At 54.3% G+C, this 21209-nt stretch carries 21 protein-coding genes and 1 other annotated feature; of the genes, 16 read left to right on the top strand and 5 right to left on the bottom strand.

All coding sequences use genetic code 11. The features are described 5' to 3' along the window. The first annotated feature begins 414 nt into the window (after positions 1-414). Complete coding sequence (sltY, locus tag GBC03_25910) at positions 415-2352, top strand: murein transglycosylase (GenBank protein ID QFS73403.1); 1938 nt, start codon at positions 415-417, stop codon at positions 2350-2352. Positions 2353-2409: 57 nt separating this feature from the next. Beyond that, positions 2410-2736 carry a trp operon repressor gene (gene trpR / locus GBC03_25905; protein QFS73402.1) on the top strand — a complete coding sequence of 109 codons (327 nt, stop codon included), beginning with the start codon at positions 2410-2412 and terminating at the stop codon, positions 2734-2736. Between the two features lie 93 nt (positions 2737-2829). On the opposite strand, the gene yjjX is transcribed toward trpR, so the two are convergent. Further along, positions 2830-3345, bottom strand: a complete 516-nt coding sequence (gene yjjX, locus GBC03_25900) for a non-canonical purine NTP phosphatase (GenBank protein QFS73401.1) — start codon at positions 3343-3345, stop codon at positions 2830-2832. A 48-nt stretch (positions 3346-3393) separates the two neighbouring features. Here yjjX and gpmB point away from each other — a divergent pair, with 48 nt between their 5' ends. Then, on the top strand, positions 3394-4041 hold the full coding sequence (gpmB, locus tag GBC03_25895) for a phosphoglycerate mutase GpmB (protein QFS73400.1): 648 nt from the start codon (positions 3394-3396) through the stop codon (positions 4039-4041). Here the strand turns inward: gpmB and robA are convergent. Continuing rightward, positions 4038-4907 carry an MDR efflux pump AcrAB transcriptional activator RobA gene (robA, locus tag GBC03_25890; protein QFS73399.1) on the bottom strand — a complete coding sequence of 290 codons (870 nt, stop codon included), beginning with the start codon at positions 4905-4907 and terminating at the stop codon, positions 4038-4040. The genes gpmB and robA overlap by 4 nt on opposite strands. A 211-nt stretch (positions 4908-5118) precedes the next feature. On the opposite strand from robA, the gene creA reads away from it, so the two are divergent. From creA to creD, 4 genes are read left to right on the top strand one after another with little or no spacing between them, the layout of a single operon-like run. Then, positions 5119-5592, top strand: coding sequence for a protein CreA (gene creA / locus GBC03_25885; protein QFS73398.1), 474 nt, complete (start codon positions 5119-5121; stop codon positions 5590-5592). 12 nt (positions 5593-5604) lie between these two features. Next, entirely contained in the window at positions 5605-6294 is a 690-nt protein-coding gene (creB, locus tag GBC03_25880; GenBank protein ID QFS73397.1) for a two-component system response regulator CreB, read from the top strand. Further along, a complete protein-coding gene (gene creC / locus GBC03_25875) occupies positions 6294-7718 on the top strand; it encodes a two-component system sensor histidine kinase CreC (protein QFS73396.1) in 1425 nt (474 codons plus the stop codon). Before creB ends, creC begins: the two co-directional genes overlap by 1 nt. A gap of 58 nt (positions 7719-7776) precedes the next feature. Then, positions 7777-9135 carry a cell envelope integrity protein CreD gene (gene creD / locus GBC03_25870; GenBank protein QFS73395.1) on the top strand — a complete coding sequence of 453 codons (1359 nt, stop codon included), beginning with the start codon at positions 7777-7779 and terminating at the stop codon, positions 9133-9135. Positions 9136-9201: 66 nt separating this feature from the next. Here the strand turns inward: creD and arcA are convergent, their stop codons facing one another. Further along, the gene (arcA, locus tag GBC03_25865) at positions 9202-9918 is read right to left on the bottom strand and encodes a two-component system response regulator ArcA (protein QFS73394.1); all 717 of its coding nucleotides are present in this window, start codon (positions 9916-9918) and stop codon (positions 9202-9204) included. Between the two features lie 95 nt (positions 9919-10013). Here arcA and GBC03_25860 point away from each other — a divergent pair, with 95 nt between their 5' ends. The 7 genes from GBC03_25860 (at position 10014) to GBC03_25830 (ending at position 16771) form a co-directional block, all read left to right on the top strand. Continuing rightward, positions 10014-10154 (top strand): hypothetical protein, encoded by a 141-nt coding sequence (locus GBC03_25860; protein QFS73393.1) that lies wholly within the window; start codon positions 10014-10016, stop codon positions 10152-10154. A 398-nt stretch (positions 10155-10552) separates the two neighbouring features. Next, entirely contained in the window at positions 10553-11239 is a 687-nt protein-coding gene (locus GBC03_25855; protein QFS73392.1) for a tRNA/rRNA methyltransferase, read from the top strand. 213 nt (positions 11240-11452) lie between these two features. Next, a complete protein-coding gene (thrL, locus tag GBC03_25850) occupies positions 11453-11518 on the top strand; it encodes a thr operon leader peptide (protein QFS74130.1) in 66 nt (21 codons plus the stop codon). Then, positions 11454-11573: a sequence feature (Thr leader region), on the top strand. (Overlaps the previous gene by 65 nt.) 25 nt (positions 11574-11598) lie before the next feature. Next, positions 11599-14061 carry a bifunctional aspartate kinase/homoserine dehydrogenase I gene (thrA, locus tag GBC03_25845; protein ID QFS73391.1) on the top strand — a complete coding sequence of 821 codons (2463 nt, stop codon included), beginning with the start codon at positions 11599-11601 and terminating at the stop codon, positions 14059-14061. A 1-nt stretch (position 14062) separates the two neighbouring features. Further along, a complete protein-coding gene (thrB, locus tag GBC03_25840) occupies positions 14063-14992 on the top strand; it encodes a homoserine kinase (protein QFS73390.1) in 930 nt (309 codons plus the stop codon). Positions 14993-14995: 3 nt separating this feature from the next. Then, positions 14996-16282: a threonine synthase gene (thrC, locus tag GBC03_25835; protein QFS73389.1), complete on the top strand. Its 1287-nt coding sequence runs from the start codon at positions 14996-14998 to the stop codon at positions 16280-16282. Between the two features lie 201 nt (positions 16283-16483). Then, positions 16484-16771, top strand: coding sequence for a DUF2502 domain-containing protein (locus tag GBC03_25830; GenBank protein QFS73388.1), 288 nt, complete (start codon positions 16484-16486; stop codon positions 16769-16771). Positions 16772-16809: 38 nt separating this feature from the next. Here GBC03_25830 and yaaA read toward each other — a convergent pair whose 3' ends face one another. Together yaaA and GBC03_25820 are read right to left on the bottom strand one after the other, a co-directional pair. Further along, positions 16810-17583 (bottom strand): peroxide stress protein YaaA, encoded by a 774-nt coding sequence (yaaA, locus tag GBC03_25825; protein ID QFS73387.1) that lies wholly within the window; start codon positions 17581-17583, stop codon positions 16810-16812. A 69-nt stretch (positions 17584-17652) separates the two neighbouring features. After that, the gene (locus tag GBC03_25820) at positions 17653-19083 is read right to left on the bottom strand and encodes an amino acid carrier protein (GenBank protein ID QFS73386.1); all 1431 of its coding nucleotides are present in this window, start codon (positions 19081-19083) and stop codon (positions 17653-17655) included. A 413-nt stretch (positions 19084-19496) separates the two neighbouring features. Between GBC03_25820 and tal the strand changes: the two genes are divergently transcribed. Both tal and GBC03_25810 read left to right on the top strand, forming a co-directional pair. After that, positions 19497-20450 (top strand): transaldolase, encoded by a 954-nt coding sequence (tal, locus tag GBC03_25815; GenBank protein QFS73385.1) that lies wholly within the window; start codon positions 19497-19499, stop codon positions 20448-20450. Positions 20451-20570: 120 nt separating this feature from the next. After that, a complete protein-coding gene (locus GBC03_25810) occupies positions 20571-21158 on the top strand; it encodes a molybdopterin adenylyltransferase (protein QFS73384.1) in 588 nt (195 codons plus the stop codon). The last annotated feature ends 51 nt before the right edge of the window (positions 21159-21209 follow it).

Below are 21209 nucleotides of genomic sequence, written 5' to 3'. Positions count from 1 at the left end.
CGCGTTGGCTGCACTCGTTCACCCCAGTCACTTACTTATGTAAGCTCCTGGGGGATTAATGAGAGACATCCTGTCTCTCACCGAAGGCCAGTCTGCGGCTGGTCAAATTCGTTCCCGACGAATTTGTCACTCCCTTGCCGCGTGACTCAGCCTTCGGCTTCGCCCCTCCGGGGCCAGCGCTAGCGCTGTTCAAAGCCCTTTGGGCTTTGTCCTGCAACTCGAATTATTTAGGGTATAGATGTTTTCAAAGGCGAAGTGTAGCCTTTTTCCCCTCTCAATCCCAGCCAGCAGATCTCACTCGCCGTAAAAGTAAAAAAGTGTCCTCGACGTGGCGTAAATGCCAATGACTGGTTAGCATGAAATCATTAGGCGGCATGAGGCTGCAACGACGTATCATTTTTAGAGGAAGAGCTTGTGGACAAAGCCCAACGATTTACCTGGCGTCTTATTGCCGCCGGTGTGTGCCTGCTGACGCTAAGTCAGGCTGCGCGAGCCGATTCACTGGATGAACAGCGTAACCGTTACGCACAAATTAAGCAGGCCTGGGATAACCGACAGATGGATGTCGTGGAACAGATGATGCCGGGCCTGAAGAATTACCCTCTGTATCCCTACCTGGAATATCGGCAGATCACCGATGATCTGATGAATCAACCGACTGTCACGGTGACCAACTTTGTCCGTGCCAACCCGACTCTGCCGCCAGCACGCACGCTGGAATCGCGTTTTGTGAATGAACTGGCGCGGCGTGAAGACTGGCGCGGGTTATTAGCGTTTAGTCCGGAGAAACCGAGAACCACCGAGGCGCAGTGCAATTACTACTACGCGAAGTGGAATACCGGACAAGCGGAAGAGGCCTGGCAGGGGGCGAAAGAGCTGTGGTTGACCGGTAAGAGTCAGCCCAATGCCTGTGACAAACTGTTCAGCGTCTGGCGCGCTTCCGGTACTCAGGACCCGCTCTCTTACCTGGAGCGCATCCGCCTGGCGATGAAAGCGGGAAATACCGGACTGGTGACGGTACTGGCCGGGCAGATGCCAGCGGAGTACCAGACTATCGCGTCAGCGATTATCTCACTGGCGAACGATCCGAACAGCGTCATGAACTTTGCGCGCACCACCGGCGCTACCGATTTTACCCGTCAGATGGCCGCCGTGGCCTTTGCCAGCGTCGCGCGTCAGGATGCGGAAAACGCGCGTCTGATGATCCCGTCACTGGTGCAGGCGCAGCAACTGAATGAGGATCAAACCCAGGAGTTACGCGATATCGTCGCCTGGCGATTAATGGGTAACGACGTCACCGACGAGCAGGCGAAATGGCGCGATGATGCGATCATGCGCTCGCAATCCACGACGCTTGTGGAGCGTCGGGTGCGGATGGCGCTCGGGACCGGCGATCGTCGTGGCCTGAACACCTGGCTGGCGCGTCTGCCGATGGAAGCGAAAGAGAAGGACGAATGGCGCTACTGGCAGGCCGATTTGCTGCTGGAGCGGGGACGGGAAAACGAAGCAAAAGAGATCCTGCATGCGCTGATGCAGCAGCGCGGTTTCTACCCGATGGTGGCGGCGCAGCGTCTGGGGGAAGAGTACGTCCTGAAAATTGATAAAGCGCCGGGCAATGTGGATAACGCACTGACTCAGGGGCCGGAAATGGCTCGTGTTCGCGAACTGATGTACTGGAATCTGGATAACACCGCCCGCAGCGAATGGGCGAACCTGGTCACCAGTCGCACGAAGACGGAACAGGCGCAACTGGCGCGTTATGCCTTCAACAATCAGTGGTGGGATCTGAGCGTGCAGGCGACGATCGCCGGTAAACTCTGGGATCATCTGGAGGAGCGTTTCCCGCTGGCGTATCAGGATATCTTTACTCGCTATACCCGCGGCAAAGACATCCCGCAAAGCTATGCAATGGCGATAGCGCGTCAGGAGAGCGCCTGGAATCCGAAGGTGAAATCTCCGGTCGGTGCCAGTGGGCTAATGCAGATTATGCCCGGCACGGCGACACACACGGTGAAGATGTTCTCTATTCCGGGTTACAGCAGCCAGAACCAGTTACTGGATCCAGAAATGAATATCAACATCGGTACCAGTTACCTGCAGTACGTCTACCAGCAGTTCGGCAATAACCGGATCTTCTCCTCTGCAGCCTACAACGCCGGACCGGGGCGTGTGCGTACCTGGCTTGGCAACAGTGCGGGACGGATTGATGCCGTGGCGTTTGTCGAGAGTATTCCCTTCTCGGAAACGCGCGGCTACGTGAAGAACGTGCTGGCCTACGATGCTTACTATCGCTATTTCATGGGACAGAAAGACACCCTGATGAGCGATTCTGAGTGGCAGAGACGTTATTAATCCGATGGGTTATGTTATGATTTGTACTCGTGTATGAGTACAACAGGGCGACATAACATGACCCAGCATTCCCCTTATTCATCGGCGATAGCCGAACAACGCAATCAGGAGTGGCTTCGTTTTGTGGAGTTGCTCCGCCAGTCTTACGCAGAGGATCTGCACTTACCGCTGTTGCAGTTGATGCTGACCCCGGACGAGCGCGAAGCGTTAGGGACGCGTGTACGCATTATCGAAGAGTTATTACGCGGCGAAATGAGTCAGCGTGAGCTGAAAAACGAACTGGGCGCGGGGATTGCTACCATCACTCGCGGCTCTAACAGCCTGAAATCTGCCCCTGTCGAACTGCGTCAGTGGCTTGAAGTCGTATTGTTGAAAAACGCCTGAAAAGCGTTTTCGTAGGCCTGATAAGCGTAGCGCCATCAGGCTCGCAACTGCACCATCGCCGGATGACGACTTCGTCTTATCCGGCCTACAATCTCACTGATAAATCGCGTTATGAAACGGGCTGAGCGCCAGAATCACCGCCTGGTGGTAGACGCTGGCACGCGTCAGTTTCCCGGCGGTAAACACGCCAATCGCGCCTTCTTTTCGACCAATCTTATCAATGCCCGTGTAGTGAGACATCACCGGGCCAAGCGCTTCACCCTCACGCACTTTTTCAAGGATCACTGCAGGTAGCGGCAGCGTCGCGGAACGGGCTTCACCGCGTTGGGTTGCATTCTCGACAACCACCCAACTGAAGGTCGCGTCTTCATCAATACCCGCTTCGATAGCCACCCAGAAGTCGGCATCTGGTCGCGCACGACGGGCATTTTCGACCCGATTACGTGCGCCAGCACGCGTTTCAGAACTTCCGAAGGGTTGCTCCGGTACGCCACTATCGACGTCAACAGACTCTATATGGCAGGATCCTTCACCGAAGATCTCGTTAAATGCCTGCAGAATTGCCTGAATTTTGGCGGGATTGGTGGTTGCTGAGACAACATGGTGCATAATTAAGCTCGATTTTAAAAAACTCATCGCAGTATACGGAAAAATAGCATGTTACAGGTATACCTTGTTCGCCACGGTGAAACGCAGTGGAACGCCGAGCGACGTATTCAAGGCCAGTCCGACAGTCCGCTGACCGCTAAAGGTGAGCAACAAGCAGTGCAGGTAGGTGAACGCGCGAAAAGCCTCGGCATCACCCACGTCATCAGTAGTGATTTGGGACGTACCCGCCGCACTGCTGACATCATCGCCCAGGCCTGTGGTTGTGATATCACCTTAGACGCCCGCCTGCGCGAGCTGCACATGGGAGTGCTGGAAAAACGTCATATTGATACCCTGACCGCCGAAGAAGAAAACTGGCGTCGCCAGTTAGTCAACGGCACCGTCGACGGGCGTATCCCCGAAGGGGAGTCGATGCAGGAACTGAACGATCGTGTTCATGGTGCGCTCGCCGCGTGCCTGAATTTGCCGCAGGGGAGTCGTCCGCTGTTGGTCAGCCATGGCATCGCGCTGGGCTGTCTGGTCAGTACGATTCTGGGACTTCCTGCGTATGCGGAACGCCGCTTACGTCTGCGTAACTGCTCGATTTCGCGGGTGGATTATCAGGAAAGTTTGTGGCTGGCGCCGGGATGGGTCGTGGAAACGGCAGGGGACATCTCGCATCTGGACGCCCCTGCGCTGGATGAGCTACAGCGTTAACGGCGAATCGGTATCAGGAATTCGCAGCGCAGGTTAATCGGGCGGTCACCGGCTTTGGCATCTTCAGCCGGGTAGTACCGTTCGATATCCTGCCCTTTGCGGCGCGTCAGGTTCAGCATTGGCATGCAGGTTCCGTAGACGGTCAGGATGAACTCCTGGACGCCCGTTCCCAGCCCCTCGTAGGTAAACATGACATATTCGCCGCCCTGCAACAGCACCGGTTGAGCTGACTGCACGTAGCCGTTGGCTTGCTCCTGAGGTAGCGCGGTAGTGTAGAACACTTCCTGTTCGTCATCTTTCTCAAGACTCGGACGCGTTTCGTTCAGGCCATACAGTACGGGCGGGATCGCGGGGGCATGCGCGAGGAAATTGTGCCAGAACTGCACGCGCATTTCGTGGTGGAAATCGGAGATTTGCTCCAGCGAACATGAGTAGCTCTGGGTGATGCCAAGCAGTGGCGTATCTTCCAGAGTGACAAACTTATGCTCAGGTATGGCAAATTCGCCCAGACGCAGAGGCGGACGGATACCGAACGCGCTCCATTCCGGTGAACGACGATACAGCGCAGGCGTTTGGGAAAACTGTTTCTTAAAGGCGCGGGTGAATGTTTGTTGAGAGTCAAAGCGGTACTGTAGGGCAATATCCAGAATCGGGCGAGCCGTCAGGCGAAGCGCAACAGCGGATTTCGATAAGCGGCGTGCGCGAATATACGCGCCAATCGCGTGGCCCGTCACGTCCTTAAACATTCTCTGCAGATGCCACTTGGAATAACCCGCTTTTGCCGCCACATTGTCAAGCGACAGGGGCTGATCCAGATGACCTTCCAGCCAGATTAATAGGTCGCGAATAATGCCGGCCTGATCCATAAAATATCCTCATCCTTTCAACTACAAACACCTGACATCAGATTATTGGATAATAGCATTTTTTGTTGTTTTAGCATTCAGTGTTTTTTTTGCGCATTAATGCTTTTTTTGGATCAAATAAAACGTGATTATTGTAATCCTGTGATCTGTAAACAGTTTCTTTTACAATGTCGAATAATTGCCCAGCGTAATTTTAAAGAATGGTAACAATATGAAATACAAGAGTTTAGTTCTTTCCACTCTGTTGTTTATGCTGGCGCCGCTGGCGTCCGCCGAACAGATCGGCTCTGTCGATACGGTGTTCAAAATCTTTGGACCGGATCATAAAATCGTCGTGGAGGCGTTTGACGATCCCGATGTCAAAAACGTGACCTGCTACGTCAGCCGTGCCAAGACCGGGGGCATTAAAGGCGGGCTGGGGCTGGCTGAAGACACCTCCGATGCCGCCATCTCCTGTCAGCAGGTGGGACCGGTAGAACTGAGCGACAGAATCAAGAACGGCAAAGCTCAGGGGGAAGTGGTCTTTAAGAAACGCACTTCGCTGGTCTTCAAATCTTTACAGGTCGTGCGTTTTTATGATGCTAAACGCAACGCGCTGGCCTATCTGGCCTATTCCGACAAGGTTGTCGACGGGTCGCCGAAAAATGCCATTAGCGCGGTACCCATCATGCCGTGGCGCGAATAACAGGGAAGCATAATGCAGCAGGTATCGGTCTGGCTGGTGGAAGATGAGCAGGGTATCGCGGATACCCTGATTTATATGCTCCAGCAGGAAGGGTTTAGTGTGGAAGCCTTTGAGCGCGGTCTGCCTGCGCTGGATAAAGCGCGTCATCAGTGCCCGGATGTGGCGATTCTCGATGTCGGGTTGCCGGATATCAGCGGCTTTGAACTGTGCCGACGATTGCTGGAGCAGCATCCGGCGTTACCGATCCTCTTTCTTACGGCGCGTAGTGACGAGGTGGATCGCCTGCTGGGGCTGGAAATTGGCGCTGACGATTACGTCGCTAAACCGTTTTCACCCCGGGAAGTGTGCGCCAGGGTACGCACGCTGTTACGCCGTGTGAAGAAGTTTTCTACGCCGTCGCCCATTGTCAAAACCGGTCATTTTGAGCTGAATGAGCCCGCTGCCGAAGTGGCCTGGTTCGGCACGCCCCTGCCACTCACGCGCTATGAGTTTTTGCTGCTGAAAACGCTGCTGTTATCTCCTGGTCGCGTCTATTCTCGCCAGCAACTGATGGATATCGTCTGGGCTGATGCGCAGGATACTTTCGACCGGACGGTCGATACGCACATCAAAACGCTGCGTGCCAAACTGCGTGCCGTCAATCCGACGCTCTCGCCTATCAACACGCATCGTGGAATGGGTTACAGCCTGAGGAGCCTCTGATGCGCATTGGCATGCGTTTGCTGTTGGGCTATTTCCTGATTGTCGCCGTTGCCGCGTGGTTTGTTCTCTCTATCTTTGTGCAGGAGATTAAACCTGGCGTACGGCGTGCAACGGAAGGGACGCTGATCGATACCGCCACGCTGCTGGCGGCGCTGGCCCGTGACGATCTGCTGTCCGGCAATCCGGAGCATGGCCAACTGGCGCAGGCGTTTACGCAACTGCACAATCGTCCCTTTCGCGCCAATATCAGCGGAATCAATAAAGTCCGCAACGAGTACCATGTCTACATGACGGACGCGCAGGGCAAAGTGGTGTTTGATTCCGTCAGCAAAGCGGTCGGGCAGGATTACTCCCGCTGGAACGATGTCTGGCTAACGCTGCGTGGACAGTATGGCGCACGCAGTACGCCACAGAACCCCGCAGACCCGGAAAGCTCGGTCATGTATGTTGCCGCGCCGATTGTCGATAATGGAAAGATCGTCGGCGTGCTCAGCGTGGGGAAGCCTAATGCCGCTATGGCGCCGGTGATTAAACGCAGCGAGCGACGGATCCTCTGGGCCAGCGCGGTTCTGCTTGGCATCGCGCTGGTGATTGGTGCCGGGATGGTCTGGTGGATTAACCGCTCGATCGCCCGTCTGACGCGCTATGCGGATTCAGTGACTGAAAACCAGCCGATGCCGCTGCCAGAACTGGGCAGCAGCGAGTTGCGCAAGCTGGCGCAGGCGCTGGAGAGCATGCGCCTGAAGCTGGAAGGTAAGAATTACATTGAACAGTACGTGTACGCGCTTACCCACGAGCTGAAGAGTCCGCTGGCGGCCATTCGCGGCGCGGCGGAAATCCTGCGGGAAAATCCGCCTCCGGACATTGTTAAGCGCTTTACCGACAATATTCTCAGCCAAAACGCGCGAATGCAGGCGCTGGTTGAAACACTGCTGCGTCAGGCGCGGCTGGAGAATCGTCAGGATATTGCGCTCTCTGCGGTTGCCGTCGATAAACTGTTTGCGCAAATCAGCGACGCACGCGCCATTCAACTGGCGTCGAATGCAATATCGCTGGAGAGGGTTCCTTCAACGTTAAGCGTCTGTGCAGAGCCAGCGCTGCTGGAGCAGGCGTTGGGCAACCTGCTGGACAACGCCATTGATTTCACCCCGGCTGGTGGGACGATCACCCTCAGCGCGCAGGCGCATGCAGAGAAAGTGACGCTGACGGTGGCCGATACCGGCACCGGTATTCCCGATTTTGCCTTACCGCGGATATTTGACCGTTTTTACTCACTGCCGCGTGAAAATGGCTTCAAAAGCAGCGGTCTGGGCCTGGCGTTCGTGCGCGAAGTCGCGCGACTGCTGAAGGGAAGTGTGGAATTGCGTAACCGACCGGAAGGTGGCGTCGAGGCCATGCTCATACTTCACCGTCACTTCACATAGCTTCAAATTCCCCCCACACAGCGTGCGTACTCTGCCGGTATTGCATAAGGAGAACGCTATGTTGAAATCCCCCCTGTTCTGGAAAATCGTCACTTTAGGTGGCGCGATTGTGTTGCTGCTGATCCCACTGATGATGGTCCGGCAGATCATTGTGGAACGCGCTGATTATCGCGATGCGGTAGAGGATGCCATTCGGCAGAGTACCAGCGGACCGCAAAAAGTGGTCGGCCCGTTGATTGCCGTGCCCGTGACCGAGTTATACACGGTGCTGGAAAACGAGAAAGAGGTGCAGCACACGCGCAGCTTTATCCACTTCTGGCTGCCGGAGTCGCTCATGGTTGAGGGTAACCAGAATGTCGAGCCACGAAAAGTGGGCATCTACGAGGGGCAGGTCTGGCATACCGATGTCACGTTGAAGGCGGAGTTTGATGTCGCGCGGCTGAGTGAACTTAACAGGCCCAACGTGACCCTCGGAAAACCGTTTATTGTGGTTGGCGTGGGCGATGCGCGGGGCATTGGCGTAGTGAAAGCGCCGACGGCGAATGGCGTGGCGCTTGCCGTCGAGCCGGGGACAGGATTAACGGGACGTGGAGAGGGGCTTCACATCCCGCTTCCCGACGAACAATGGGCGATGCGCGATGTGAACCTGGCGATGTCACTCAACTTAAGCGGAACCGGATCTTTCTCCGTGGTTCCGGTGGGGCGCAGCAGTCAAATGACGCTCACCAGTAACTGGCCGCACCCCAACTTCCTTGGTGATTTTCTGCCCGAAAAGCGCGAAATCAGTGAGTCAGGGTTTCAGGCGCAGTGGCAAAGCAGTTGGTTTGCCAATAACCTCGGCGAGCGGTTTGTGGATGCGCAAAAAGACGGGTGGTATAACCTGCCGTCATTTAGCGTCGCAGTTGCCACTCCTGCCGATCAGTACCAGCTGACGGATCGGGCAACTAAGTATGCCATTCTGCTAATTACGTTGACCTTTATGGCTTTCTTTGTGTTCGAAACCTTAACCGGCAAAAGGTTACACCCGATGCAGTATCTGCTGGTGGGGCTGTCGCTGGTGATGTTTTATCTGCTGCTGCTGGCGCTCTCAGAACACATTGGCTTCACCCTGGCGTGGGTTGTCGCCAGTCTGGTGGGCGCGCTGATGAACGGGGTTTATCTCCAGGCGGTATTGCAGGGCTGGCGTAGCAGTGTGGTCTTCACCCTGGCATTGCTGGCGCTGGATGGCGTGATGTGGGTTCTGCTGCGCTCGGAAGACAGCGCGCTTCTGCTGGGAACGAGCGTACTGCTGCTGGCGCTGGGGAGCGTGATGTTCCTGACACGGCATCTGGACTGGTATGCGTTCTCGCGTACGAAACCGACAACAACGCCGAAACCGACAGCGCCAGTGGACGATGCGCTACGCGTGTGGAAGTAAATTCAGTTAACGGCAGACAAGAAAAACGGCGCATTGAGCGCCGTTTTTTTGACGGTAATAACTTGATTAATCCTGCAGATCGCCACAGAAACGGTAACCTTCACCGTGAATTGTCGCGATAATTTCCGGCGTATCCGGCGTCGATTCGAAATGCTTACGAATACGACGGATGGTCACGTCAACGGTGCGGTCATGCGGCTTCAGCTCACGACCGGTCATTTTCTTCAGCAGTTCAGCACGAGACTGGATCTTACCCGGGTTCTCGCAGAAGTGAAGCATGGCACGGAACTCGCTGCGCGGCAGTTTGTACTGTTCGCCATCAGGCCCGATCAGAGAACGGCTGTTGATGTCCAGTTCCCAACCGTTGAACTTGTAGCTTTCAACGCTACGACGTTCTTCACTGACGGTGCCCAGGTTCATGGTACGCGACAGAAGGTTGCGGGCACGGATAGTCAGTTCGCGCGGGTTAAACGGTTTGGTGATGTAATCATCTGCACCGATTTCGAGGCCGAGGATTTTATCGACTTCGTTATCGCGACCCGTCAGGAACATCAGCGCAACGTTAGCCTGCTCGCGCAGTTCACGCGCCAGCAAAAGACCGTTTTTGCCTGGCAGGTTGATATCCATGATCACCAGGTTGATGTCATATTCAGAGAGGATTTGATGCATTTCCGCGCCATCTGTCGCTTCGAATACATCATAGCCTTCCGCTTCGAAAATACTTTTTAACGTGTTGCGTGTTACCAACTCGTCTTCAACGATAAGAATGTGCGGGGTCTGCATGTTTGCTACCTAAATTGCCAACTAAATCGAAACAGGAAGTACAAAAGTCCCTGACCTGCCTGATGCATGTCGCAAATTAACATGATCGGCGTAACATGACTAAAGTACGTAATTGCGTTCTTGATGCACTTTCCATCAACGTCAACAACATCATTAGCTTGGTCGTGGGTAGTTTCCCTCTGGACCCGACAGTGTCAAAAACGGCTGTCATCCTAACCATTTTAACAGCAACATAACAGGCTAAGACGTACCGGACACCCAATAAAACTACGCTTCGTTGACATATATCAAGTTCAATTGTAGCACGTTAACAGTTTGATGAAATCATCGTATCCAAATGCTAGCTTTCATCACAAAATTGCAATAATCCAACTAGTTGCACAAGATAACTAATTAACACGGCGAATCCTATGAATGAGATTCATTTTAAATCAAATTATCTCTGATAAACAGAAGGATATACTGTTTCTGTTAACATAAAAAACATTAGTAAAGTAAGGAAATAGTTTAGCGTCTTTTATCAACGATGAAACGCTTTTTCAGTGATTTTCGTTAAAATTTTGTAAATTCGCTCCGCGTAATATCTTGACACAGGTCACACAAGTGTCTGCGGACAGGCATATAGAGAAGAAAAATGCGCATAACAATTATCCTCGTCGCTCCTGCCAGAGCGGAAAATATCGGCGCGGCAGCGCGCGCCATGAAGACCATGGGGTTTACACAGTTGCGTATTGTCGACAGTCAGGTTCATCTTGAACCCGCTACGCGCTGGGTGGCGCATGGCTCCGGCGATCTTATTGATAATATTGCCGTTTTCCCAACTCTCGCGGATGCGCTTACCGATGTTGATTTTACCGTCGCCACCACGGCGCGCAGTCGGGCCAAATTTCATTACTACGCGACGCCAGCGGAGCTGGTACCGCTCCTGGAAGAAAAATCGGCCTGGATGAATCATACCGCGCTGGTTTTTGGTCGTGAAGATTCCGGACTGACCAACGATGAACTGGCGCTGGCAGATATTCTGACTGGCGTACCGATGGTTGCAGATTATCCTTCATTAAATCTGGGCCAGGCGGTAATGGTCTACTGCTATCAATTAGCAAATTTAATGCAACAACCTGCTAAAGAAGTCGATTCATCTGATGAATTTCAGTTACAGGCATTACGATCTCGCATAATGACATTACTGACCTCTCTGGAGGTTGCGGATGACATCAAACTGGTCGACTGGCTGCAACAGCGTCTGGGACAATTAGGGCAGCGAGACACGGTAATGTTGCACCGGTTAGTCCATGATATCGAAAAAAATATCACGAAATAATAGTTCGCCTTTAGTCTTATTTTTGGTGATAAGTGCTAATTTCAAGAGGGGTGTTCCTGCTGTATTGGTTGAAAATAAACCCTTCGCCAGCAGCACATGAACAAGTTTCGTCAGGTGAGTAAATCAAATATTTATTGACTTAGGTCACCAGATACTTTAACCAATATAGACATACGGCACAGACAGATAAAAATTACAGAGTACACAACATCCATGAAACGCATCAGCATCACCATTACCACAACCATCACCATTACCACAGGTAACGGTGCGGGCTGACGCGTACAGGAAACACAGAAAAAAGCCCGCACCGAACAGTGCGGGCTTTTTTTTCGACCAAAGGTAACGAGGTAACAACCATGCGAGTGTTGAAGTTCGGCGGTACATCAGTGGCAAATGCAGAACGTTTTCTGCGGGTTGCCGATATTCTGGAAAGCAATGCCAGGCAGGGGCAGGTAGCGACCGTTCTTTCTGCCCCCGCTAAAATTACCAACCATCTGGTGGCGATGATTGAAAAAACCATCGGAGGTCAGGACGCATTGCCCAATATCAGCGATGCCGAACGTATTTTCGCCGAACTTCTGACAGGCCTCGCCGACGCCCAGCCTGGCTTTCCGCTGGCGCAGTTGAAAGTGTTTGTTGAACAAGAATTTGCCCAAATTAAGCATGTGCTGCATGGGATTAGCCTGCTCGGACAGTGCCCGGACAGCATTAACGCCGCGCTCATCTGCCGTGGCGAAAAGATGTCGATCGCCATCATGGCGGGGTTACTGGAAGCGCGTGGTCACCATGTTACCGTTATTGATCCGGTCGAAAAACTGCTGGCGGTGGGGCACTACCTTGAATCCACTGTCGATATTGCTGAATCAACGCGTCGCATCGCCGCCGGGCGAATTCCCGCTGACCACATGGTGCTGATGGCCGGTTTCACCGCCGGTAATGAGAAGGGCGAACTGGTGGTACTGGGACGTAACGGCTCTGATTACTCTGCTGCGGTTCTGGCTGCCTGCTTACGTGCCGACTGCTGCGAGATCTGGACGGACGTCGACGGTGTGTATACCTGCGATCCGCGCCAGGTGCCCGACGCCAGGTTGCTGAAGTCGATGTCTTATCAGGAAGCGATGGAGCTCTCCTATTTCGGCGCGAAAGTGCTTCACCCTCGTACCATTACCCCCATCGCGCAGTTCCAGATCCCTTGCCTTATCAAAAATACCGGTAATCCGCAGGCGGCAGGCACGCTGATCGGCGCCAGTCGCGATGAAGACGAACTGCCGGTGAAGGGGATTTCAAACCTCAATAATATGGCGATGTTCAACGTCTCTGGTCCCGGTATGAAAGGGATGGTGGGGATGGCGGCGCGCGTGTTTGCGGTGATGTCCCGCGCGGGAATTTCCGTCGTATTGATTACCCAGTCTTCTTCTGAGTACAGCATCAGCTTTTGCGTGCCGCAGGCGGACTGCGCACGTGCTCAGCGCGCTTTACAGGATGAGTTCTATCTCGAGCTGAAAGAGGGCGTACTGGAACCTCTGGCGGTCACTGAACGGCTGGCTATTATCTCCGTCGTCGGGGATGGCATGCGGACGCTGCGCGGTATTTCAGCAAAATTCTTTGCCGCACTGGCGCGCGCCAATATCAATATCGTGGCCATCGCTCAGGGCTCCTCCGAGCGTTCCATTTCGGTGGTGGTCAACAATGACGACGCCACGACAGGCGTACGCGTCACCCATCAGATGCTGTTCAACACCGACCAGGTGATTGAAGTGTTTGTCATTGGCGTCGGTGGGGTAGGCGGCGCGTTACTGGAGCAGCTTAAGCGTCAGCAGACCTGGCTGAAGAAAAAACATATCGACCTGCGCGTGTGCGGCGTGGCGAACTCCAGAGCGCTGCTGACTCATGTGCATGGCCTGAACCTGGAGAACTGGCAGGCCGAGCTGGCTGAAGCGAAAGAGCCGTTCAATCTCGGTCGCTTAATTCGCCTGGTGAAGGAATATCATCTGCTGAACCCGGTGATTGTTGACTGCACCTCCAGTCAGGCGGTGGCCGATCAATACGCTGACTTCCTGCGCGAAGGTTTCCACGTGGTCACGCCGAACAAAAAGGCGAATACCTCGTCAATGGATTACTACCATCAGTTGCGTTTCGCTGCCGCGAAATCACGGCGTAAATTCCTCTATGACACCAACGTGGGTGCCGGTCTGCCGGTGATCGAAAACCTGCAAAACCTGTTGAACGCGGGCGATGAGTTACTGAAATTCTCCGGCATTCTGTCTGGTTCGTTGTCGTTTATTTTCGGTAAGCTCGACGAAGGCATGAGCCTCTCTGAAGCGACCCGCATCGCGCGTGAAATGGGCTATACCGAGCCAGACCCGCGTGACGATCTTTCCGGAATGGATGTGGCGCGTAAGCTGCTGATCCTTGTCCGTGAAACCGGACGCGAGCTGGAACTGTCTGACATCGTCATTGAACCGGTGCTGCCGAAAGCGTTTGATGACTCCGGTGACGTTGACGCGTTCATGGCGAATCTGTCGCAGCTTGATGACGCGTTCGCCGCTCGCGTGGCAAAAGCCCGTGATGAGGGCAAAGTATTGCGCTATGTTGGCAACATCGAAGAAGACGGCGTGTGTCGGGTGAAAATTTCTGAAGTGGACGGTAACGATCCGTTGTACAAAGTGAAAAACGGTGAAAACGCGCTGGCTTTCTACAGTCACTACTATCAGCCTCTGCCATTGGTTCTGCGCGGTTATGGCGCGGGCAATGACGTCACGGCGGCAGGGGTGTTTGCTGACCTGTTGCGCACCCTCTCATGGAAGCTAGGAGTTTAACATGGTTAAAGTTTATGCCCCGGCTTCCAGTGCCAATATGAGCGTTGGATTTGATGTGCTTGGGGCGGCGGTGACCCCCGTTGATGGCTCACTGCTGGGCGACGTGGTAACGGTCGAGGCGGCAGACAGTTTCAGTCTGAACAATCTGGGCCGCTTTGCTGACAAACTGCCGTCAAAACCGCGTGAAAATATTGTCTACCAGTGTTGGGAGCGTTTTTGTCAGGAGCTGGGTAAGCAAATCCCGGTGACGATGACGCTGGAAAAAAATATGCCAATCGGCTCCGGATTAGGCTCCAGCGCCTGCTCGGTGGTGGCGGCACTGGTGGCGATGAATGAGCACTGCGGCAAGCCGCTGAATGACACGCGTCTGCTGGCGATTATGGGGGAGCTGGAAGGGCGTATCTCCGGCAGCATTCATTACGATAACGTCGCGCCGTGCTTCCTCGGCGGTATGCAGTTGATGATTGAAGAAAACGGCATTATCAGTCAGCAGGTGCCAGGCTTTGATGAGTGGCTGTGGGTGCTGGCCTATCCAGGCATTAAGGTTTCCACCGCGGAAGCGCGGGCCATTTTACCTGCGCAATATCGTCGCCAGGATTGCATTGCCCACGGGCGACACCTGGCCGGGTTTATTCACGCCTGCTATTCCCGCCAGCCAGGGCTTGCGGCGAAACTGATGAAGGATGTGATTGCCGAACCGTATCGCGAACGTCTGTTGCCAGGTTTTGCCCAGGCGCGTCAGGCCGTCGCAGAAATTGGCGCGCTGGCGAGCGGTATTTCCGGTTCAGGGCCGACGCTGTTTGCGCTCTGCGATAAACCGGATACGGCGCAGCGCGTGGCGGACTGGCTGGGTAGTCACTACCTGCAAAATCAGGAAGGCTTTGTTCATATTTGCCGGCTGGACACGGCGGGCGCACGAGTACTGGGATAATTGATGAAACTCTACAATCTAAAAGATCACAACGAACAGGTTAGTTTTGCGCAGGCCGTCACGCAGGGGCTGGGCAAAAATCAGGGGCTGTTTTTCCCGCACGATCTGCCGGAATTCAACCTGACAGAAGTGGATGAGATGCTGAACCAGGACTTCGTCAGCCGCAGCGCGAAGATCCTGTCCGCGTTTATCGGCGATGAAATCCCGCAAGAGATCCTCGAAGCGCGCGTGCGCGCCGCCTTTGCTTTTCCGGCACCGGTTGTCCAGGTGGAGGGCGACGTCGGTTGTCTGGAACTGTTCCACGGCCCGACGCTGGCGTTTAAAGATTTCGGCGGCCGTTTTATGGCGCAGATGCTGACCCACATCAGCGGCGACAAGCCGGTGACCATTCTGACGGCAACCTCCGGTGATACCGGCGCGGCTGTGGCACATGCGTTTTATGACCTGCCGAACGTGCGCGTGGTGATCCTCTACCCGAACGGCAAAATCAGTCCGTTGCAGGAAAAACTGTTCTGCACGCTGGGCGGCAACATTGAAACTGTCGCCATCGACGGTGATTTTGATGCCTGCCAGGCGCTGGTCAAACAGGCCTTTGATGATGAAGAGCTGAAAGTGGCGCTGGGGCTGAACTCGGCTAACTCTATTAATATCAGCCGCCTGCTGGCGCAGATTTGTTACTACTTTGAAGCCGTTGCACAATTGCCGCAGGAAGCGCGGAATCAACTGGTTGTTTCTGTTCCAAGCGGCAACTTTGGCGACCTGACAGCGGGCCTGCTGGCGAAATCCCTCGGCCTGCCGGTGAAGCGTTTTATCGCCGCCACCAACGTTAACGACACGGTACCCCGCTTCCTGCAGGACGGGCAGTGGGCGCCAAAAGCGACCCAGGCGACGTTGTCTAACGCGATGGACGTGAGTCAGCCGAACAACTGGCCGCGCGTAGAGGAGCTGTTCCGCCGTAAAATCTGGCGTCTGAATGAGCTTGGTTATGCTGCCGTGGATGATGAGACAACGCAGGAAACGATGCGTGAGCTAAAAGCGAAGGGCTACACCTCTGAGCCGCACGCGGCAGTGGCGTACCGTGCTCTGCGTGACCAGCTTAATCCGGGCGAATACGGCCTGTTCCTTGGTACCGCACACCCGGCGAAGTTTAAAGAGAGCGTGGAAGCTGTCCTGAATGAAACGCTGGAGCTGCCGAAAGAACTGGCGGATCGTGCGGATCTGCCGCTGCTTTCGCAACATCTGCCGGCAGATTTCGCTGCTCTGCGTAAGCTGATGATGACGCGCGGTTAAGTTTGTCGCCGTGTTGAAAACGCCGGGGATACCCGGCTTTTTTATGGAGAAAATAAGGAGAAATTACGCAGAGAAAAAGCAGAAATTCTCAATAAATGCGGACACTTAGAGATTAGGATTGCGGAGAATAACAACTCACGTTCCCATCACGTAATCTCCTTTCATCGACCCGAAACGGGCAATGACAGAAAGGAGTACCTCATGAACAAACTGAAACCTGTGCTTCTGGCACTCTCCATGATGCTGGTGACTCCACTCGCAGTACAGGCGGCTGAAATCACTCTGGTTCCTGCCGTTAAATTACAGATTGGCGATCGCGATAATCACGGTAACTACTGGGATGGCGGAAACTGGCGCGACCATGGCTGGTGGAATAAACACTATGAGTGGCGCGGAAATCGCTGGCAGTCGCACGGACCGCGTCCGCAACCGCACTATGACCGTCGTCATGGCGATCATCGTCAAGGTCCTGGCGGGAAACACCATTAATGCTTATGCCGGGCAGACGCGCGTCCCCCGGCAGCGCATTACGGTTCGTGACGCTTAAACACCAGTTCGCCATTCCCGGAGGCGGCTTCATCAAAGAAGTAACCTTCGCTGTTGAAGTCGGTGAGTTGTTCAGGCTTCGTCAGACGGTTTTCAATGATGTAGCGGCTCATCAGGCCGCGTGCCTTTTTGGCGTAGAAACTGATGACTTTGAACTTACCGTTTTTCTCGTCGAGGAAGACGGGTTTAATCAGCTCAGCGTTCAGTTTCTTCGGCTTCACGGAACGGAAGTATTCATCCGATGCAAGGTTAATCACCACCTGGTCGCCCTGTGCGGCGAGCGCTTCATTGAGCTTATCCGTGATGATATCGCCCCAGAATTGATACAGATCTTTTCCTTTGGCGTTCTCCAGACGAATGCCCATTTCCAGACGATAAGGCTGCATCAGATCCAGCGGGCGCAGTACACCGTACAGGCCTGAGAGCATACGCAAATGCTGCTGAGCAAAATCGAAATCGGCTTCGTTGAAGGTTTCGGCCTGCAATCCGGTATAGACATCACCTTTGAAGGCCAGAATAGCCTGGCGTGCGTTTTCCGGCGTGAAGTCCGGCTGCCAGTCGTGAAAGCGGGTGGCATTCAGGTCAGCAAGCTTATCGCTGATGTGCATCAGTTTACCGATCTGCGGGGCCGAGAGCTTGCGTGCCACATGAATCAGTTGCTGGGAGTGGTCCAGCAGCTCAGGCAACGTATGGCGCGTTGTCGCCAGCGGGCTCTGGTAGTCGAGCGTTTTTGCAGGTGAAATCAGAATCAGCATATCCAGTCCTTGCAGGAAATTTACTGCGACTGTAGCAAAAAACACGACTGAGTTGATCGATAGTTGCGATTAGTCTCGCGGTATGTCGTCCCAGGCATCTGGCGCCAGTTGCTGTTCAATATCCGGGTAGCGCAGCGGATCAAAGACCGGACGAACCCCCAGTTTTCGCTGACGTAAGTAGTCGCTGGCCAGAGTATGCACCACCGGAGAGAGCAGCAATATTGCCGTCAGGTTAGTGATCGCCATGCAGGCCATGATGACATCTGCCAACTGCCATAGCAGCGGGAAGCTGAGCAACGTTCCGGCCACCACCGTCAGGCAGGTGACAATACGTAAAATCCAGATGGTGCGTTTGTTGTCCAGGTTCAGAAAGTACAGGTTGTTTTCCGCATAGATGTAGTTGACCACAATGGAGCTGAAGGCAAAAAGAATCACGATAACCGCGACGAACGCAGCCCCCCAGTCACCGACCAGCGCGTTCATTGCTTTCTGCACCAGTTGGATCCCTTCCATCGACGCATAGGTCGTGCCGTTGCCAGCCAGTAAAACCAGCATTGCCGTTGCACTACAGACGACCAGCGTATCGATAAAAATACCGATCATCTGCACAATCCCCTGCGCTGCAGGGTGCGGCGGCCAGGATGATGCGGCGGCAGCGGCGTTAGGCGTTGAGCCCATCCCGGCTTCATTGGAAAACATACTGCGTTGAAAACCGCTGGTGATCGCCTGGCTCAGCGTATATCCCGCCACGCCGCCCGCGGCTTCTTGCCAGCCAAACGCGCTTTTGATGATAGAAATGATGATGTCAGGCAACTGGCCGATATTGATCAGACAAACCACCAGGCTGGTGACCACCCACATCAGCGCCATCACAGGGACGAACCACTGCATCATCCGTGCCACGCCCTTGATCCCCCGAACGATGACCAACAGGGCGGTAATCGCCATGACAATACCGGTGGCGATCGGCGGGAAATCAAACGCGAATTTGAGGGCGCGGGATACGGAATTGGCCTGTACGCTGTTGAACACCAGTCCGTAGGCGATCAGCAAAAAGATGGCGAATAACACGCCCATCCAGCGCATGCCTAACCCACGCGCCATATACCAGGCGGGGCCACCGCGAAACTGACCGTGGCGATCGCGCTCTTTGTAGAGCTGTGCGAGGGCGCATTCGGCAAATGAGGTTGCCATACCAATGATGGCGGCGACCCACATCCAGAACACTGCGCCAGGCCCGCCTGCGGTAATGGCTAGCGCCACGCCCGCCAGGTTGCCGCTACCGATACGGGCGGCAAGGCTGGTACAGAGTGACTGAAACGAGGTTAACCCTCCCGGCTGTGGGTTAATGCTGTTTCTCAGACTTTTGCCAACCTGGCGGATATAGCGAAATTGTACGAAGCCTGTGCGCCAGGTAAACCAACACCCTGCCCCAAAGAGCAGGTAGATCATCACTGACCCCCAGAGCACATCATTAATAAACGCGAAAAAATCAGGCATTAACATCCCTCTTGTTGCTGCCGGTACGCTGTAACAACCCTGTGTAAGCGTTACCAATTGTTGAATAGTATATATACACTTCATCCTTCAGGCTGCCTCTTTGTTGGCTGCACGCTAAAACCTCAGTCACATCGTTTTCTCTGTTCCTGGTCCTGGGATTTTATCGTTTGCCGTCTCGAGGCAACCCGAACGCTTTTGTGTAGACACCGCCAGGCAATTGATAGCGACCGCGTAGTGTACATGAGGTTGAGTGCCTGAATGGCGCGCTACATCAATGCCGGATCAGAAATTGTCCGCAGGTGCCCTCAAGGGGATAAGCGCATTGTCTGCGGTTGCGCTGTCACAACGTCGTGTTATCATCAGGGCAGACCGGTTACATCCCCCTAACAAGCTGTTTAAAGAGAAACACTATCATGACGGACAAATTGACCTCCCTTCGTCAGTTCACCACCGTGGTGGCCGACACCGGAGACATCGCGGCAATGAAGCTGTATCAGCCGCAGGATGCCACAACCAACCCTTCTCTCATTCTTAACGCAGCGCAGATCCCGGAATACCGTAAGCTGATCGATGACGCTGTTGCCTGGGCTAAGCAGCAGAGTAGCGACCGCGCGCAGCAGATTGTTGACGCAACCGACAAACTGGCAGTGAACATCGGTCTGGAGATCCTGAAACTGGTCCCGGGTCGTATCTCCACTGAAGTGGATGCTCGCCTGTCCTATGACACTGACGCGTCTATTGCCAAAGCGAAACGCATCATCAAACTGTACAACGATGCAGGCATCAGCAACGATCGCATTCTGATTAAACTGGCTTCAACCTGGCAGGGCATCCGCGCTGCAGAGCAGCTGGAAAAAGAAGGCATCAACTGTAACCTGACGCTGCTGTTCTCCTTCGCGCAGGCGCGCGCCTGCGCCGAAGCTGGCGTGTTCCTGATCTCCCCGTTCGTGGGTCGTATTCTTGACTGGTATAAATCCAATACCGACAAGAAAGAGTATGCCCCGGCTGAAGATCCGGGCGTAGTTTCCGTTACGGAGATCTACGAATACTACAAACAGCACGGCTACGAGACGGTTGTGATGGGCGCAAGCTTCCGTAACATCGGCGAAATTCTTGAGCTGGCTGGCTGCGACCGCCTGACCATCGCACCGGCACTGCTGAAAGAGCTGGCGGAAAGCGAAGGGGCTATCGAGCGTAAACTGTCCTTCTCTGGCGAAGTGAAAGCGCGTCCGGAACGTATCACCGAGTCTGAGTTCCTGTGGCAGCACAACCAGGATCCGATGGCGGTAGATAAACTGGCGGACGGTATCCGTAAGTTTGCTGTCGATCAGGAAAAACTGGAGAAAATGATCGGCGATCTGCTGTAATCATTTTTGCCCTATGTAGCGTGGTCGGTACACCGGTCACGCTACCTCTTCTGAACCCTGTCTGTCCTTCCCTTCGCAGTGTATCATTCTGTTTAACGAGACTGTTTAAACGGAATAATCATGAACACCTTACGTATTGGCTTAGTTTCCATTTCTGACCGCGCCTCCAGCGGTGTCTATCAGGATAAAGGCATTCCGGCACTGGAAGAGTGGCTATCGACGGCGCTGACCACGCCTTTCGAGGTGCTGACGCGCTTGATTCCTGACGAACAGGTCATCATCGAACAAACGCTGTGTGAACTGGTAGACGAGATGAGTTGTCATCTGGTGCTGACCACCGGGGGCACCGGTCCTGCACGTCGTGATGTAACGCCGGATGCTACCCTCGCGGTTGCCGATCGCCAGATGCCTGGCTTTGGCGAACAGATGCGGCAGATTAGTCTGCACTTTGTGCCGACGGCGATTTTGTCACGTCAGGTCGGGGTGATTCGCAAGCAGGCGTTAATCCTCAACTTACCGGGTCAGCCGAAATCCATCAAAGAGACCCTGGAAGGGGTGAAGGATGCAGAAGGTAAGGTCGTCGTGGCGGGTATCTTTGCAAGTGTACCGTATTGTATACAGCTCCTTGACGGGCCGTATGTGGAGACCGCACCGGAAATCGTAGCATCTTTTCGCCCGAAAAGTGCCAGGCGCGATACAAATGCCTGAAGTTAGTCTTTTCGTAAGATAAGTGATGGTGAAAGTGGAGTGTTGATTTGT

This window comes from Citrobacter telavivensis (assembly GCA_009363175.1).
Lineage (GTDB): Bacteria > Pseudomonadota > Gammaproteobacteria > Enterobacterales > Enterobacteriaceae > Citrobacter_A > Citrobacter_A telavivensis.
This window is presented reverse-complemented; position numbering and strand designations above follow the sequence as displayed.